Source organism: Faecalimonas sp. (genome assembly GCA_029264305.1).
Lineage (GTDB): Bacteria > Bacillota > Clostridia > Lachnospirales > Lachnospiraceae > Faecalimonas.
The window spans coordinates 28956-46618 of record JARICA010000022.1; the positions used below are offsets into that span (position 1 = coordinate 28956).

14 protein-coding genes and 1 pseudogene are annotated in these 17663 nt (G+C 33.6%); all 15 read right to left on the minus strand.

Features of this window, described 5'->3' with window-relative positions:
- Window positions 1–129 precede the first annotated feature (129 nt).
- The 15 genes and pseudogenes from ACY2U7_RS08245 to uvrA all read right to left on the minus strand — a co-directional run bounded on the left by ACY2U7_RS08245 (window position 130) and on the right by uvrA (window position 17658).
- A complete protein-coding gene (locus tag ACY2U7_RS08245) occupies window positions 130–1140 on the minus strand; it encodes a glycosyltransferase family 2 protein (RefSeq protein ID WP_461816223.1) in 1011 nt (336 codons plus the stop codon).
- A 2-nt stretch (window positions 1141–1142) separates the two neighbouring features.
- Complete coding sequence (locus ACY2U7_RS08250) at window positions 1143–2249, minus strand: glycosyltransferase (RefSeq protein ID WP_461816224.1); 1107 nt, start codon at window positions 2247–2249, stop codon at window positions 1143–1145.
- A 61-nt stretch (window positions 2250–2310) separates the two neighbouring features.
- The gene (locus ACY2U7_RS08255) at window positions 2311–3732 is read right to left on the minus strand and encodes an O-antigen ligase family protein (RefSeq protein WP_461816225.1); all 1422 of its coding nucleotides are present in this window, start codon (window positions 3730–3732) and stop codon (window positions 2311–2313) included.
- Window positions 3733–4303: 571 nt separating this feature from the next.
- A pseudogene (locus tag ACY2U7_RS08260) lies at window positions 4304–4550 on the minus strand (hypothetical protein); the annotation flags it as partial.
- 97 nt (window positions 4551–4647) lie between these two features.
- Window positions 4648–5724: a dTDP-glucose 4,6-dehydratase gene (gene rfbB, locus ACY2U7_RS08265; protein WP_461816226.1), complete on the minus strand. Its 1077-nt coding sequence runs from the start codon at window positions 5722–5724 to the stop codon at window positions 4648–4650.
- 12 nt (window positions 5725–5736) lie between these two features.
- Window positions 5737–6654, minus strand: coding sequence for a nucleotidyltransferase family protein (locus ACY2U7_RS08270; RefSeq protein ID WP_461816251.1), 918 nt, complete (start codon window positions 6652–6654; stop codon window positions 5737–5739).
- A gap of 110 nt (window positions 6655–6764) precedes the next feature.
- The gene (locus ACY2U7_RS08275) at window positions 6765–7031 is read right to left on the minus strand and encodes an HPr family phosphocarrier protein (RefSeq protein ID WP_461811859.1); all 267 of its coding nucleotides are present in this window, start codon (window positions 7029–7031) and stop codon (window positions 6765–6767) included.
- A gap of 25 nt (window positions 7032–7056) precedes the next feature.
- Window positions 7057–8319 carry a CdaR family protein gene (locus ACY2U7_RS08280; RefSeq protein ID WP_461811858.1) on the minus strand — a complete coding sequence of 421 codons (1263 nt, stop codon included), beginning with the start codon at window positions 8317–8319 and terminating at the stop codon, window positions 7057–7059.
- Window positions 8297–9181 carry a diadenylate cyclase CdaA gene (cdaA, locus tag ACY2U7_RS08285; protein ID WP_461811857.1) on the minus strand — a complete coding sequence of 295 codons (885 nt, stop codon included), beginning with the start codon at window positions 9179–9181 and terminating at the stop codon, window positions 8297–8299. The genes ACY2U7_RS08280 and cdaA overlap by 23 nt, the downstream gene beginning before the upstream one ends.
- 44 nt (window positions 9182–9225) lie before the next feature.
- On the minus strand, window positions 9226–10254 hold the full coding sequence (locus tag ACY2U7_RS08290; protein WP_461816227.1) for a hypothetical protein: 1029 nt from the start codon (window positions 10252–10254) through the stop codon (window positions 9226–9228).
- The gene (locus tag ACY2U7_RS08295) at window positions 10255–10650 is read right to left on the minus strand and encodes a hypothetical protein (RefSeq protein WP_461811855.1); all 396 of its coding nucleotides are present in this window, start codon (window positions 10648–10650) and stop codon (window positions 10255–10257) included.
- 57 nt (window positions 10651–10707) lie between these two features.
- On the minus strand, window positions 10708–11403 hold the full coding sequence (locus tag ACY2U7_RS08300) for a ComF family protein (protein ID WP_461811854.1): 696 nt from the start codon (window positions 11401–11403) through the stop codon (window positions 10708–10710).
- Window positions 11404–11423: 20 nt separating this feature from the next.
- Window positions 11424–13637 (minus strand): SF1B family DNA helicase RecD2, encoded by a 2214-nt coding sequence (recD2, locus tag ACY2U7_RS08305; RefSeq protein WP_461816228.1) that lies wholly within the window; start codon window positions 13635–13637, stop codon window positions 11424–11426.
- A 63-nt stretch (window positions 13638–13700) separates the two neighbouring features.
- The gene (locus ACY2U7_RS08310) at window positions 13701–14690 is read right to left on the minus strand and encodes a rod shape-determining protein (protein ID WP_461810485.1); all 990 of its coding nucleotides are present in this window, start codon (window positions 14688–14690) and stop codon (window positions 13701–13703) included.
- A 121-nt stretch (window positions 14691–14811) separates the two neighbouring features.
- Window positions 14812–17658 (minus strand): excinuclease ABC subunit UvrA, encoded by a 2847-nt coding sequence (uvrA, locus tag ACY2U7_RS08315; RefSeq protein ID WP_461811852.1) that lies wholly within the window; start codon window positions 17656–17658, stop codon window positions 14812–14814.
- Between the last annotated feature and the right edge of the window lie 5 nt (window positions 17659–17663).

Below are 17663 nucleotides of genomic sequence, written 5' to 3' on the forward strand. Positions count from 1 at the left end.
TTTCTGTAATATTTCTTTTTATACCATATAGTCCAACAAAATCAAAAAGAATTCAATTACTTAGCAATTAAACATACTTCTATATTGCCTACGTATCGAATTCCTTTATTTTTATATCTACACTTTCCTTTACGATCCATTTTTATCCATGATCTGACGACATTTTGATAATGCAATCATCACACCATACATTCTAATTCTCAAAAGCCTATACAAAATTTTATCTTTTTTGGATAACTCCTTAATATAAGGATTTTTATAAATACACGGAAACTTTTCTAGTACATATTTCTTAAATTGTGGCAAACAAGGGTTTTTTCTATCATTAAGCACAATTTCTTTTGATGGAATAAAATATCCATTTTCAAAAACAAGATACTCTAATTCTTTTCTATATTTTTCAAATAACCCTTTTTCTTTATAAAACAAAAGTACACTATCCAACATTTCTGTTCGGTCTTTATAATTCCTAAAAAAATCTGTACTATGCATAATTGAACCACCTCTCTGTAAATAAAAATACAAAGTTTCTTTCAAATACACCACCTTGCTTGCAACTCCCAACAATTTGGGGATCGTCCCTAAATCTTCATAATGTTTCTCAACTGGAAATTTCAAATTATTTCTCTCCCAAAATTCTTTACGAAATAACTTGTTGCAAGCACTACATGATTTACTTATAAGTCGAGGTTCTTTTGTAGCTGATAGCACTGTATTTTCTTCAAAAGGCATTGAAAAAGTTTTTGTTGCATTTGTTTCTTCATCCACACTCATATAATCGAACATAACAACATCTGCTCGATTCTTTTCTGCCACTTCTACTGTCCTCTCAATTAATTTTTCGTCTATCCAATCATCACTATCTACAAATAGTAAATATTTTCCTGTAGCTTTTTCTATTCCTTCATTTCTCGCGTCACTTAATCCACCATTTTTTTTATGAATAGTAACAATTCTCGAATCTTTATCCGCATACACATCACACATTATTCCACATTTATCTGGCGATCCATCATCTACAAGTATAATCTCTATATCCGAACAAGTTTGTTGTTGAATACTTGTTATACACTTATCTAAATAATTCTCAACTTTATAAACTGGAACAATTACACTTACTATAGACATATTTCTCTCCATTTCTATTCTTCTCCAATGATAGACTTATAATTTTCCTCTTGTTTTTTTAAATCATAGCAAGATTTGCATCCTTGTAACACATTATCTTCCCTAGAATATTCTTTTTCTTGTTGTATACATCTAACCCAAACATCTACCGATTTATTAATTGGCAAAAATCTAGCCTCTTTTGTTAATTTTACCTCATCCGTTATTTTATTACTAAAAATACATTTCAATCCTGTTCCTTGAGCTTCTACCCCTACTATAGGCAATCCTTCAAAATTAGATGGTAATAAAAACATATCCATCATTTGATACAATTCACTCACATCACTGCGCCAGCCTAAGAAAAAAATTTTATCCATTAATTTCCACTGTTTTACCATTTCTTTTATTTTATCGTAATTCTTTCCTTCGCCTATCAAAAGAAGTCGTGCTGATGGTTCTTTCTTAACTAACGCATCAAATATTCTAATCAGATATGTATGATTTTTTTGATAAACAAAATTCCCTATATGGCCTAAGACTAAACATTCCTCCAAATTATATTTTTTCCTCAAACGTTCTCTTAACTCTTTGTCAAATTTAAATTTATCTAGATCTACTGCATTATATATCATCTTAAATGCAGAAGAATCCACCACTTCAGAAGGAAATAGCCAGTATCCCGCTGCTTTTGAACAACCATAATATTGATTAGCATACCTATAGAGAAATAACTTAGCAAAATTATGCACACAATCTAATAACTTCCTTTTCCAAAAACATTCACAATCGTTTCCACTAGAATGACTATGTATAGCTCTTTTAGGTATTCCTGCTTTGTACGCTACATATGGTCCTATAATACTTATTGCAGTAGATATATTAAAATACGTCATATCATATTCTTTTTCTTTCAACAATTCTAATATCTGTCTATATTGTTTTATCGGATGTTTTAAATTTGCAACCTCATATAAATCCGAATTACATTCTTTTAATTCTTGTTCTAATTTATAATTTTTATGATTGGTCAAAAAATCAATTTTCACTTTGTCAGATCTTACACTTTTAGCAAAATTCAATAGATATTTATCAATTCCACCTGCTTGTCCATCTATAATAAATCCTATTAAAACTTTCATCGCCTTTTCCTTTCTTTTATAACTCTCAACTGACTATATTTTAATTGCTAAAATTTCCACTCTAAATCATATCTTTATTTTTAATCTCAACCAATCTCATTAGCCATCCCAAATAACACCACAAAACAATGCATCCTATTGAATTCGTATATGTACCTTCAAGCAAAAACATCATAGAACACACAACTGCTGCTATACAAGCTAGCATTGTCACTCCCACTCTATATTGTTCTCCATCCAATTTCCATATTGTTCTAAATACTTTTACTACCGCACAAATTGTAAAAACAAGAAATATAACAAATCCAACAACACCTTGATATACTAAAACATTTAAGAATCCATTATGCATACTTCCAAAAACACCATGATCATTTTTTACCACATAGGTATCAGGTAATTTTTTTTCAGTATACGGAACAAATGTAACATATCCAGTACCAAAAATTGGTGATGTTTTTAATACCTCCATTCCACTTTTCCAAATAGAAAATCTTCGATTACTTGGATCTGCTTTGATATCCTCTTCTCTTCCTATTTTTTCATCTTCAATTTCTTCTTCTGAATCAACTTCTTTTTCTGCGAAAAAGTTTTTACTCATAAATGGATATACTACATTATTATAAGATATTCTAACTGCCTTCATTCCAATAACAAGTAATACACAAACAAAAAAAACAACAGCTAAATCTATAACCCGCTTTTTGCTCTTCCTCATATCACTTTCCTTTTTCAGTAATAGTGTATACAAATAAAATCCTACAGATATAAGAAGTGTCACTTTTCCTGTTCTTGAATCAGAAAATACTATATACAAAAATTGAACTACAATATTTATAATATATATCACTTTGATTTTCCTTGATTGTTTTTGCAGAAAATAAAAAGACAAAATAATAGAGATAACACCTATAACCGCTCCATAATTAGGGTCTGTGTATACCCCCCATAATCTTCCCCAAACAAATCCTTGTATAATCCTTTGACCATTAGACTCAAACATCAAAATTCTCGAATATCTCATAAACATGAGTACAACACTCACAATCGCTGCAAAAAAACTATAATATATAATTAGTTTTGATATTAATTTAAATTCCCATTGATATTTTTCTACTTTTTCATCCTTCTTTTTTACATATAACAAAAGCATTTGGAAACTTGTCCATACAAACCATTTTGCATTCTCAACAACTCCAAATTCCATATTTAATACTGTCGAAATTCCAAAACTTATACAAAATATAAGCAATAAAAATAAATATGGCATTCCTATATATGCTTTCCAATGTATTATTCTTTCAACTATCAATATACTTCCTAGCGCAAATGTTATAGCTACTAATAAAGACATTACTGGCTTTCCAAATACAAATGAATTAAATGTAGTTATCGCTAAAAGCAAATAACTTATTTTAAAAGAACATTCCATAAAATCCAACACTTTATCTGACAACGATGATTGTGACGTACTCTTTTCCATTTATTTATTCCTTCCTCATACATCTTTGTTTTTACATATCGCTTTTCATTATATCATCAGTTTTTTATTTATTCAACCCTATCGTTATTCTTTAGGTATGTGGCTTCTTTTACTTTCACTTTCCTTAAACAGTTTTCATCACATATTTTTCCATACTCAGAAAATTTCATTCCTCTATAATCTATCAGATTTCAAACCCACTACCAACAAATCGTGTCTCCTTCTTTTTCTTCCATAACATTTTTAACAATTTCAGATTTTTTCATAAAAACAATAAATGTCTGTCTATTTTTTCTTTTTGTATCTTGTTATGAAGTTCGTTCACATTTTTATCATTGTAAGCATAACACTTTCAGCGAAAAGATTTAATATACCTCGACTTAAACATCTCGGAAATTACATATCCTGCTTCAACTCTTTAAAAGAACCTTCTGCTTAAATACTCCTATTTGTTCCGAAAAGAATTCTTTCGTCAGATATATGGAGCAGAACAGACACTACGAAGTCAAACAAACGTAGCGTGATCAAGCACTAGTTCTCGCTCTAAAAGATACATGAAATTAATATCTCATTTACAGTTAAACTTCATAGAATAAGAGGAATAGTCATCATTCATGTAAGAACACAAAACAATCTTCAAAAAAATTCTTGGCAAAATTATATTTATTCTTTCATAAATAAAATATAAACCAGTTAAATCCACAATCTCCATAAAACCGACTCAGTAATCGCACAGAATTACCTACTGGAATGATTGTTTCTAAATTTGAAAGAAGCTTTAGTGTATTAAGATGCAAAAACTCTTTCGAATCTGACAATAGAACAGAATCTCAGTAAGCCCTGACATTTAACCAAAAACATTTTATTAAACTCAACAAACAACCAGCAGTACCTCATTTCTACTGCTGGTTGTTATTATTTATACATATCTTCATAATATTTCTTGTACTCACCACTTGTCACGTTTCGCATCCAATCTTCATGCTCAAAAAACCATTTGATTGTCAACTTAATTCCTTCTGTAAACATTGTATCTGGTTCCCATCCCACTTCTTCTTTAATTTTACCAGGAGCAATTGCATAACGTCTATCATGCCCTTTTCTATCTTCTACATAAGTAATCAAGTCCCTACTAATTAATTTTTTTCTAGAATCTGTATCAGGAAGCATTTCCTGCAAAGTATCTAAAATAATATAAATTATTTCGATATTCCTTTTTTCATTATGCCCACCAATATTATATGTTTCAAACAGTTTCCCTTTTTCCTGAACCATATCAATTCCTTTTGCATGGTCTTCAACATAAAGCCAATCTCTAACGTTCTTTCCATCTCCGTACACAGGTAATTTTTTACCTTGTAGCGCATTATTTATGATTAACGGAATAAGTTTTTCTGGAAATTGATATGGTCCATAATTGTTACTGCAATTTGTGATATTAGCTGGAAATTTATATGTGTCCATATAAGCTTTTACCAACATATCTGCTGATGCCTTACTCGCTGAATACGGACTATGTGGATTATATGGTGTTGTTTCATAAAAATATTCGCCTTCATTTTCTAATGAACCATATACTTCATCAGTTGATACATGAAGGAACTTTTTATCTTCTTTAAAAGTACCACCCTCTAATTCCCATGCCGCTTTTGCTGCATTTAACATAACAAGTGTTCCTAACACATTTGTTTTTACAAAGACTTCTGGGTTTTTAATACTTCTATCCACATGACTTTCAGCAGCAAAATGCACAACTCTATCTATATCATTTTCCTCAAAAATCTCATTGATTACATCCGTATCACAAATATCCGCTTTAACAAATGTATAATTTTCTCTATCTTCTATACTTCTCAAATTTTCTAGGTTTCCTGCATATGTCAATTTATCAACATTAATAATCCGAATAGTATCACCGTATTTTTCAAACATATAATGGATATAATTCGAACCAATAAATCCTGCTCCACCTGTCACTAAATATGTTCTCATTTTCGCTTTCCCTTAAAACAACTTTTGTGGATACTTTCCTTGTTCTACAAGATTTTTAATTGACATTACTACAAACTCTTTATCTTCTTTATATGTCACTCCAAACCATTTATCATGTGATTTCAATACTTTCACATCAATTTTTCCTTCTTGCAAAAGTCCTCCAATAATAGTAGGAAGTAGGTATTCTGCTTTCAAATCACTTTTTTCTGTATTTTCTAAAAAGTTCGCAAACCCTTCTTCCAATATACCAAAAAAGTCATGATGTAATCCCCACATATTCATTGAAACTGGAGAATACGCATCCACTGGAACAATTCCTTCTTCTGTCCGAATTCCAGCACCCTCTTCTGTTTTTTCAATATTTGATGTTTCAACAATATCTGTTAGCATCCCATTTTCATCCACTTGACAGATGCCACGTGTAACACCACCATTTTCACTTAAAGTGTTCCCTAGCACAAAACCAATCATAGAAGCTTGCACTTTCTCGCTTCCTGTTTTCTCTTCTGTTAAGTACTGAAATGCTTCTTGATAGGCTTCCTTCCCATAATAATCATCTGCGTTGATAACCAAAAACGGTTCTTTCACTATTTCTTTACAGCACAAAATAGCTTGTCCTGTCCCCCATGGTTTTGTTCTATCTGCAAATTTTTCTTGAAATCTTTCAGGAATATCTTTAAGTTCTTGATAAGCATAGGCTACTTCTATTTCTTTTTCAATTCTATTACCAATAACTTCTTTAAAATCTTTTTCTAAATCTTTGCGAATAACAAAAACAACTTTACTAAATCCAGCTTCTTTCGCATCATATATGGAATAATCCATAATAATTTCCCCATTCGGTCCGATTGGTTCTAATTGTTTAATCCCTCCACCAAATCTACTTCCAATTCCTGCCGCCATAATAACTAATGTTGCTTTTTTCATCTTCATACCCTTTCCTTTATTATCTAATATCATTTCTTATTATAGTTTTATCACAATTCAAAAGAGCATTCCACAGATTTCTCTATAAAATGCTCTCCAAATTCTTCTATCTAGTCTTCTAGTTCTTTTTCCACAAGGCGAGCCATTGCTTCCAATGCCTTTTCTTCATTTTTTCCTTCACAAATAATTTCAATTTCATCTCCTTGTTTAATGCAGGCAGCCAAAACACTCAATACACTTTTAGCACTTCCTGTTGTAGACCCTATATGAAATGTAATTCTGCATTCCTCAAACTCTGCTGCCTTCCTACAGAACATTCCAGCTGGTCTTAAATGTAAACCTGTTGGATTAATTATTTTCACTATTTTACTAACCATTCGTTTCACCTTTCTTTTGGAGTAACTATTCTTGTTGCCCTGTAAGAACCACCGAAACCGTTACATTCCCAACAAGTGTACATCCCAATGGCAATTCTGCTTGTAACGGAACGGTTATTGTTCCAGCTGTTGTATATTTTTGTAAATCTACAAACACTTTTGGTGCTTCCGTCAATTTTTCTAACGCAGCTCTTGAACCTTTGACCTGAATTTCTATATTTTCTACCGTTCCTATATTCGCCTTCAAACCAGCTAATGCATTTTCTAAAATAATATTATTTGCCGGAATACTAAACGCTTTTGTTCCATATTTTTCAACTGAAATTGTAACGATAATCGTTCCTACTGTATCATCAACTAATTGTAATTTTTTTGGTAAATACTTACTCACATCTACCTTGACTTCTGTTGTCTCGGAAAGATTATTCATTTTCAATGCTTGTGCTGGAATATCAATTGCATCTAACTTTTTAATAACATCTTCTTCCCCAGCTATAAGAATCTTCTTCGGCTCATAAAAAATATTGCCAAGAGTATATCCTGAAGCTGTACTTATAGAAGACATATCAAATCGCAATGGAACTTCCTTCGTCTTTAATATTTGAACATCAACTTTTACGCCCTCTTTTCCTAAATTATTATCGAAAAGAGCTTGGTCTATCACTTTTTCATTTTCATCGTATAAAATCAATTCTGCATTTACTTGTCCGCTAGAAGAAATTCCAGACACATCTGCTTTTGCCACAACTTTCTTCACGCGATTAATCTGCGACTCTCCACCAGCCAATGTAATAAATTCAGGATTTGCCATCACACTTCCAATAACATTCCCATCTCTTGGTGTTCCAATTGTAGTCACACTAACAGGAAATTTTTTCGTCGTACTTGCTTCTATTTCAATATTAAGATTTTTAGGAGTTGTATAAGCATCTTGATACTCTCCTTCAAATCCGACAATTTTTACTTCTGTAGGCAATGTTGCCTCGGTCAAAGAATTTGTAACTCTATCTTTAATATCGGCCGTTACAATGATATCGGAAGATTTTATACGCGAAAGCACTTTACGTCTTGCACTCACCGTTACTGAAACTGTATCCCTATCATCCACAATAGTGTATGTGCTAGATTTAGATGTAAAAATTTCTTCATGCAATACTTTTACCGGAATATTTCTAAATGTAACTTCTCCGATTGGATCATCAATATTAACAACCAAAAGCCATAATACAATCGCAAAAAGAAGTGACAAAACCTTCAGACCGAAATTATTTTTCAATCTTTCTTTCATCTTTTTCCCTTCCTTTCCACAATCTAGCCAAACCTCGTTTTTTCTCTTCAACCGATTTTCTACTAATTTGATTTAATTTTTCTCTAAGTTGTCTTTCATTTACATGGCGTACTATTCTTCCCCCTTGTGCATACGATACCGCTCCCGTTTCCTCAGAAACAACAATAATCAACGAATCACTCACTTCGCTCATTCCTACGGCTGCTCGATGTCTCGTTCCCAAATCTTTGCTTAAATTACGGTTGTCTGAAAGTGGCAAATAGCAAGTTGCTGCCACAATTCTATCTCCTCTTATAATAATCGCACCATCATGGAGTGGGGTGTTGTGTTCAAAAATATTAATCAAAAGCTGACTAGAAATAACGCTGTCCAAACGTATACCTGTTCGCTCATATTCTGTCAATTGAATCGCATTTTCCACAACAATTAATGCACCTGTTTTCACCTTAGCCATTTCAAATGTTGCCGTTACAATTCCTTCTACTGTTTCCTTACTGAACTTTTCTTTTTCTTTCGATTTATCAAACGGAACAACTGCACTCAATAAATTTCTCTCCCCTAATTTTTCAAGCGCTCTTCTAAGTTCTGGCTGAAAGACCACAACCATAACCGTTGCTAAAACTCCTATGGAATTTTTCACAAGCCACAATATTGTGTTCATCTGAAATATTGCAGCGACAGAAATGAATACGGCAAGCACAAGCAAACCTTTTAACAACATCCACGCCTTTGTATTTTTAATCCAAAGAGCTATTTCATACACGATAAAAGCAATAATAATCATTTCAACAATATCGGTTATCGTTATATGTGGTACATAGGCAAAATATTCATTGACTAACTGTGCTATCCATTCTTTCATCTCGTCACCTCCCCTTTGTAATCTTTTTCATAGTTGCCGGAATTTTATTTTTTCATCAATTCCTGCTCAATAATCTTATCTATATCTGCTTCTCCAGTTAACTGCAATCTTCCTGTCGCACCTTTATTTTCCGTCATATCTGTTTCTTGACGTCTATTAATTCTCTTCACTTGTTTTTCTGGCACAGAAACAGAAACTTTCGGCAATGCTTTTACATAATAATAGTATTCATCATCTTCAAACTGTAAATACTCTGTTCTCGCATAATCTACTGAAAACAGCATTAATTCCAAAATAAAACCAATCACTACAGATACTACACTTCCTACAATCAATGTACCATACTGCACATCTGTATCCACTGTAACGCCTGCAATTACCATTGTAATAATGTACGCAACTGTTCCAGAAATAATAGCAATTTCCCAAGCACGATTGATTGATTTTCTACGTATTGCATACACAATGAGAAAACATATTACTATTGCAATTATCACCGACCAAAGTTCCTTATTTTGAAAAATTTGTTTTGCAAACGTTCCTATAGCCGACATCATTCCACCTTCATTGGTTCCTGTAATGGTTGTAGAAAAAGTCTTTGCAAATTTAATCATAAAATAAACTATTGTTCCACAAATAACAGGCACAATATAAATCGGTGTTCCAGCTAATCCATAAGCAATCGGTATAAGCATTGGAACCTTAAACGCAAACGCAATTGGTGTTAATAATAAAATAATTGCTTTCTTCGGGGTGAATCGAAAATAAAAAATAAACATTAATATAATAATTCCTGCAACAATCATTGCAATTCCCTCAGACAAAGCAAACATATGCGCAAGCATAAGTCCTGCTGCAGCAATCACTGTAACAATCATTGGAAGAAACGCACACGCAACTGCCATTACAATAGAAACAATCGGCTTTGCCAACTTTTCCATAAAACCAATATTGCCGCTAATTGACAAGAAACATATCAGTGCCAAAACAAACCTAATTACTTTATCTATGTATGTTGAATATTCAGCGTACAGTAATTGTAGTTTTTCCTTCCACTCCAATAATCTACTCATCTATCTTATCTCCTTTTCATACATCTTGGACAATTGAAGTAATTCGCGGTTGAATTTCTTCACACGTTTTCTTGCATCCACATGTTTTTTTCTATAAAAATTACGTGCTACAATGATTGATATAACAACTATTGCAATGTATCCAGCAAGCACGACACCTCCCAGTATCAAAAATCGAAACAAACTAGGATTCGTAAAAATCTCATCTAAAAAGACTAGAAGAAGGGCTCCCGTAATCATCGCGTATCCTATCGTTGTCCATATAACTGTAATCCATGTATATAGACTTATATAATCTTTCTGATAATATCCGCTTATTTTAAAATCCCTCTCTCCGTCTCTCGCTTCATACATTGCCATCTGAGTCATGAGTTTCACTCGCTTTTCATTTAACATTCCATCACCTCAATACTCTTTTTCTTTCTATGGCATTATGGTTTAGTATAGCATTAATCATAATCCTTGTCCAATACTTATAGTTAGGAAGTACGTTTTTTCCACACCCGCCTTTTTTAATTCATTACTCATTGCGTGAATTGTACTACCTGTTGTATATATATCATCGATAATGAGTACTCGTTTCTCTTTAATATTTTCCGTTACTTCAAAAGCATCTTTCAGATTTTTCTTGCGCTCTTTTCTTGTAAACTCTTTCTGCGGTACTGTATTTATTTTTCTCTTAACCATCATTGTATTTACTGGAATACCTACACGTACACCAATTTCCTTTGCTAAAATCTCCGCTTGATTATATCCTCGTTTTTTCTGTTTTTTTCTATGCAACGGAACTGGAACAATAACCTCTATTTTCCATAAACGAATTAACGCACCAAACTTTTTCACCATTTCTTTGGCATAAACTTCTCCATACACTCTTCTATTTTTATACTTGAAACTATAAATCGAGTTGCTTACTGGAACTTTATGTAACCACAAACTTCTTCCTTGTTCATAACACAATTCTTCTTTATCACAATCATAACAAAATTCCGCTTCCTCTCGCCGAATTGGTTTTCCACATTTCTTGCATCTCGGTTCTTCGATTACTTCAACTTTTTTTCTGCATTCCTCACATATCCCGCTTTCACAAATTTTTCCACAGAAAATGCATACAGATGGATATAACCATTCCAGTAATTTTTTTATCATTTTTTCTATCGACTCTACTACTACATAAACTCTTGAATACGTTCTGCTAAACTCGTATGCCTATTTTGCTCATTCGTATTTTCTATCATTCCATAAAATGTGCTGTCACTTCCCACTAACGTAACACATTTTTTTGCCCTTGTAACCGCAGTATAAAGCAAATTTCGATGATATAACTGTCTCGGTCCTTGCAGAAGTGGAATAATTACTGCTGGGTATTCGCTTCCTTGAGATTTATGGATCGTGATAGCATATGCCAACTCTAGTTCGTCCAATAACTGAAATGAATAGGTTACTTTCCTTTTTTCATCATATTCCACTTCTAATGTTTCGTTATATGTATTAATCTCTGTAATAATTCCCATATCTCCATTAAACACACCAACACCTTTATCCACAACAAGACCAAATTTTGTAGAAATTTCCCACTCTAGTTGATAATTATTTTTGATTTGCATCACTTTATCCCCTTCGCGAAAAAGTTTTTCCCCATATTCTTTCTCAGCCTTTTTCCGATCGGGTGGATTCATATATTGTTGCAAAATTTTATTAAGTCGTTCTACACCCAAAAGACCTTTTTTCATTGGAGTTAACACTTGTATGTCATAAGGTTGGGCATCTACATATTTTGGCATCTTTTTTTGCAATAAAGTGATTATCACACTAATAATTGCATTGGCATCTTGACGTTTTAGAAAAAAGAAGTCGCGACTTTTATTGTTCAGTACAACTTTTTCTCCTCTATTGATTTTATGTGCATTCATAACAATATCACTTTCTGTTGCCTGCCTAAAAATTTTAGTTAAACGCACAACCGGAAAACACCCTGACAATATCATGTCTTTCAAAACATTTCCCGCTCCCACTGATTGTAATTGATTTCCATCTCCTACAAAAATAATTCTTGTACCAACAGTAACTGCACAAAGAAGTGCATACATCAATGTCAAATCCACCATAGAAACTTCATCAATAATAATCACATCTGTTTCTAACGGATTTTCCTCATTTCTTCCAAATCCTACCCTTTTTTCACTATCCTCTGGATTTCCATTCACTTCCAATAGACGGTGAATCGTTTGAGCTTCATATCCTGTTGCTTCTGTCATTCTCTTCGCTGCTCTCCCTGTCGGAGCTGCTAACGTAATGTCTAGTCCTTCACTTTCAAAGTAGTGAATCATCGCATTAATTGTTGTCGTTTTCCCCGTTCCAGGTCCTCCAGTCACAATTAAAATCCCATGCTTTGTCGCCTCAATAACAGCTTTCCTTTGCATTTCATCTAAAATCATTCCTGTATTATCCTCGATTTTATGCAAACGTCTTTCCACCATACTCTCCGAAATTTCTTCGTGAATATTTAAATCATGCAACATTTTAGCTGTATTCAATTCCATATAATAATAACTTGACGGATATACACGAATACTTCCTTCTTTTTCCTTTAAAACAACTTTCTTTTCTATAGATAAATCCATTAGATATTTTTCTATGTCTTCTATATCTACTTCTAAAATTTCTCCAGATTTTTTCAACAATTCTTCTTTCGGAAGATAAACATGCCCATCTGACACACTTTGAATTAATGCATAAAAAATTCCACTACGAATTCGAAAATCTGAATCTGTATGAATTCCTATCCGTAAAGCAATCTCATCTGCTGTCTTAAAGCCTATTCCTTGTATATCATCTGCCAATTGATATGGATTTTCTTCTAAAACTCGATATACGCTATCTTTATATTTTTTATAAATTTTTGCTGCAAGCACAGTCGAAATCCCATATTTTTGCAAATAAATCATGGCATTTCTTATATCCTTTTTTCCTTCCACTTGCTCTGCAATTTCTCTTGCTTTTCTTTCGCTGATTCCTTTTATTTCTGCTAATCTTTCTGGTTCTTCCTCAATAATGCGAATTGTATCTCCCTTAAATCTTCTCACAATTCGTCCCGCCAAAGCACTTCCTAATCCTTTTATAGCACCTGAACCAAGATATCTTTCAATAGAAAATAAATCTTCAGGTTCTTTTGCCTTATGTGAAAGAACTTGTAACTGTACACCATATACTTTATGGGTTACATATTCCCCACTTAATTCTAACATTTCTCCTTCACTAATATAATGAAAATTCCCAACACAAGTTAAATCCCCATCTTCTGCATTAAATTGAAAAACCGTATAGCCGTTATCCTCGTTGCGAAAAACAATATGTTCCACATACCCTGTAACAACTTCCACTTTGTAGTTCCTCCTTTTCTACCCCACCAAAAAAGCGAGGGATGAATCCCTCGCCCTCTCTATTTACGCATCTTTTTTGCCACTCATAAATTCAACGAACTGTCCTGTTCCAATAGCAACTACTTTCATTGGATCTTCAGCCGTCATCGTATTAATTCCTGTTCTTTCTTCAATAAGCTCTTCCAAGCCTCGAAGCATTGAACCACCACCAGTAAGAACAATACCTCTATCTAAAATATCTGCTGACAACTCAGGTGGAGTTCTCTCGAGCACACCAATAACAGCTTCTACAATCTGTCCTGTTGTTTCACGAAGAGCTTCCTCTGTTTCTGACGATGTAACTGTTACTGTCTTTGGAAGTCCTGTCACAAGATTACGTCCTCTTACTTCCATTGTCTCATCTTCTACCAATGGATAAGTTGTTCCGATTTTGATTTTGATATCTTCTGCTGTACGTTCTCCAATCAAAAGATTATGCTTTTTACGCATATAACGAACGATTGCTTCATCAAAATCATCTCCAGCTATTTTAATTGATGTATTTACAACTGTACCTCCAAGAGAAATAACTGCAATATCTGCAGTACCTCCTCCTACGTCTACAATCATATTTCCACATGGTTTTGCAATATCAATTCCGGCTCCAATTGCTGCTGCTACTGGTTCTTCAATCAAATGTACTTCTCTTGCTCCTGCTGCAAAAGTTGCCTCTTCTACTGCTTTCTTTTCTACTTCTGTTACTCCACTTGGAACGCAGATACTAATACGTGGTTTTTTAAATGTACGTTTTCCCATAGCCTTCTGAACGAAGTATTTAATCATTTTCTCTGTAACTGTATAATCAGAAATAACCCCTTTTCTAAGTGGTCTTACCGCAACAATGTTCCCAGGAGTTCTTCCAAGCATTAATCGTGCTTCCTCTCCAATTGCCTTGATTACATTTGTATCTCTATCAAATGCCACTACAGATGGTTCTTTCAAAACTACACCTTTTCCTTTTACATACACGAGAATACTCGCGGTTCCCAAATCGATACCGATATCTATTGACATCTAAATTCTCCTTTCCAAAACTCATCTATTCTTACATCATTTGTACTTGTTGACACTAATCATCACATATATCCCTTATTATAATCAAAATTGTAATAAATGGAAAGACTTTTTTTTATTTTTAGTTTTTCTTAAGGATTGCATCAATATATCTACCTGTGTATGAACTTGGATTTTTAGCAATTTCTTCTGGTGTTCCTGTTGCAACAACAGTTCCTCCTCTGTCCCCTCCTTCTAAACCAATATCAATAATATAATCTGCAGTTTTGATCACATCTAAGTTATGTTCAATAACAACCACTGTATTTCCGTCTTCAGCTAATCTTCTCAAAATCTCCGTCAATTTGTGTACATCTGCAAAATGTAACCCCGTAGTTGGCTCATCCAAAATATAAATCGTTTTTCCTGTACTTCTTTTACTCAATTCAGTTGCCAACTTAATTCTTTGTGCCTCTCCTCCTGAAAGTGTAGTGGAAGGTTGTCCTAAACGAACATAAGATAGCCCAACATCGTAAAGTGTCTCCATTTTTCTTCTTATTGAAGGAACGTTTTCAAAAAAGTGCATTGCTTCTTCTACAGTCATATTTAATACATCATAAATACTTTTTCCTTTATACTTCACTTCCAATGTTTCTCTGTTATAGCGTTTTCCACCGCACACTTCGCACGGCACATATACATCCGGTAAAAAATGCATTTCTATTTTCAAAATTCCATCTCCACTACAAGCTTCACACCTTCCGCCTTTTACATTAAAACTAAATCTTCCTTTTTTATATCCACGTGCTTTCGCATCTGCTGTTGCCGCAAATAGATCACGAATCAAATCAAAAACACCCGTATATGTGGCTGGATTAGAACGAGGTGTTCTTCCTATTGGAGATTGATCAATATCAATTACTTTATCTAACTGTTCTATTCCTTCTATTTTGTCATGCTTCCCTGGAATTGTCCTTGCTTTATTCAGTTCTTTTGCTAATTTTTTGTATAATATTTCATTAATCAATGAACTTTTTCCCGAACCAGACACCCCTGTAACGCAAGTTAATACTCCGAGTGGAATATCTACATTGATATTTTTCAAGTTATTTTCTCTTGCCCCTACAATTTTTAAAAATCCCGTAGGTTGCTTTCTCTGTTCTGGAACAGGAATTTTAATTCTTCCACTTAGATATGCTCCGGTAATGGAATTTTTATTTTTCATAATCTGTTTTGCTGTTCCCACAGCTACAACTTCACCGCCGTGTTCACCTGCTTTGGGTCCAATATCCACAATATAGTCTGCTTCTAACATTGTATCCTCATCATGTTCCACCACAATGAGAGTATTCCCCAAATCTCTTAAATGTTTCAAAGTTTTCAACAATTTATCATTATCCCGTTGATGAAGTCCAATACTTGGTTCATCTAAAATATATGCCACCCCAACTAATCCTGAACCAATTTGAGTTGCCAATCGGATACGCTGCGCTTCTCCTCCAGAAAGAGTTCCTGTTGCTCTCGCAAGCGTAAGATAATCAAGACCTACATCCATAAGGAATCCTGTTCTTGCCTTAATTTCTTTCAATATCTGCCCGCCAATCAATTCTTGTGTCGGTGTTAGCTCTAGTGTATCCAAAAATTCTTGCAGTTTTCCTATAGAAAGATTTGTTACTTCTGCAATATTTTTTCCTCCTACTGTAACAGCCAATGCACTTTTCTTTAATCGTTGTCCTCCGCATTCATGACATGGTGTAATTCTCATAAACGACTCATACTCTGCTTTCATTGCATCTGAACCAGTTTCTCTGTAGCGTCTTTCTACATTCTTTATAATCCCTTCAAAAGCTACATCGTAAATTCCTTCTCCTCGTTGCCCTTTATAATACACTTTCACTTCTTTACCATTTGTTCCTCGAATCAAAATATCTTGTATTTCTTTTGAATACTCTTGAAATGGTGTATCAAGAGAAAAATTATATTCTTTCGAAAGTGCTTCTAATATAGCTCTTGTATAGCTTCCTTTATCCGTGCATGACTGCCATCCAATAACCGTAATTGCCCCTTCATTAATGCTAAGCGTTTTATCTGGTATCATTAAGTCTACGTCAAATTCCATTTTATATCCTAATCCGTAACAAACCGGACATGCACCAAATGGATTATTAAACGAAAAGCTTCTCGGTTCAATTTCTTCTATACTAATTCCACAATCTGCACATGAAAAGCTTTGGCTAAAATGTATTTCTTCTCCTCCGATTACATCTACCGTCAATAATCCTTCCGCCAGTGCAAGTACACTTTCTACTGAGTCTGTCAATCTTTTTTCTATCCCCGGTCTAACAATTAATCTATCCACAATAATCTCTATATTATGTTTAATATTTTTATCTAAGGAAATTTCTTCCGTCAATTCGTATAAATTTCCATCTACACGAACTCGCACATAACCACTTCGTTTCGCACGTTCAAATAATTTCTCATGCCGTCCTTTTCTCCCACGCACAACCGGCGCAAGTAACTGTATTTTTGTTCCTTCAGGTAGTTCGAGAATCTGATCTACCATTTGGTCTACCGTCTGTTTTTTAATTTCTTTTCCACATTTGTAGCAATGCGGAATCCCTACTCTAGCATAAAGAAGCCTAAAATAATCATAAATTTCTGTAACTGTTCCAACTGTAGAACGTGGATTTCGATTTGTCGACTTTTGATCAATAGAAATTGCTGGGGAAAGTCCTTCTATGCTTTCCACATTTGGCTTTTCCATCTGTCCTAAAAATTGTCTTGCATAGGATGACAAAGATTCCATATATCTTCTTTGTCCCTCTGCATAAATTGTGTCAAAAGCAAGAGAGGATTTTCCCGAACCACTAAGTCCAGTCAATACAACCAGCTCATTTCTTGGAATATCCACATCTATATTTTTCAAATTATGCTCATTTGCACCTCTTATTTTAATATATTGCTTCTGCTCTGTTCTTTTTGCCATCTTAT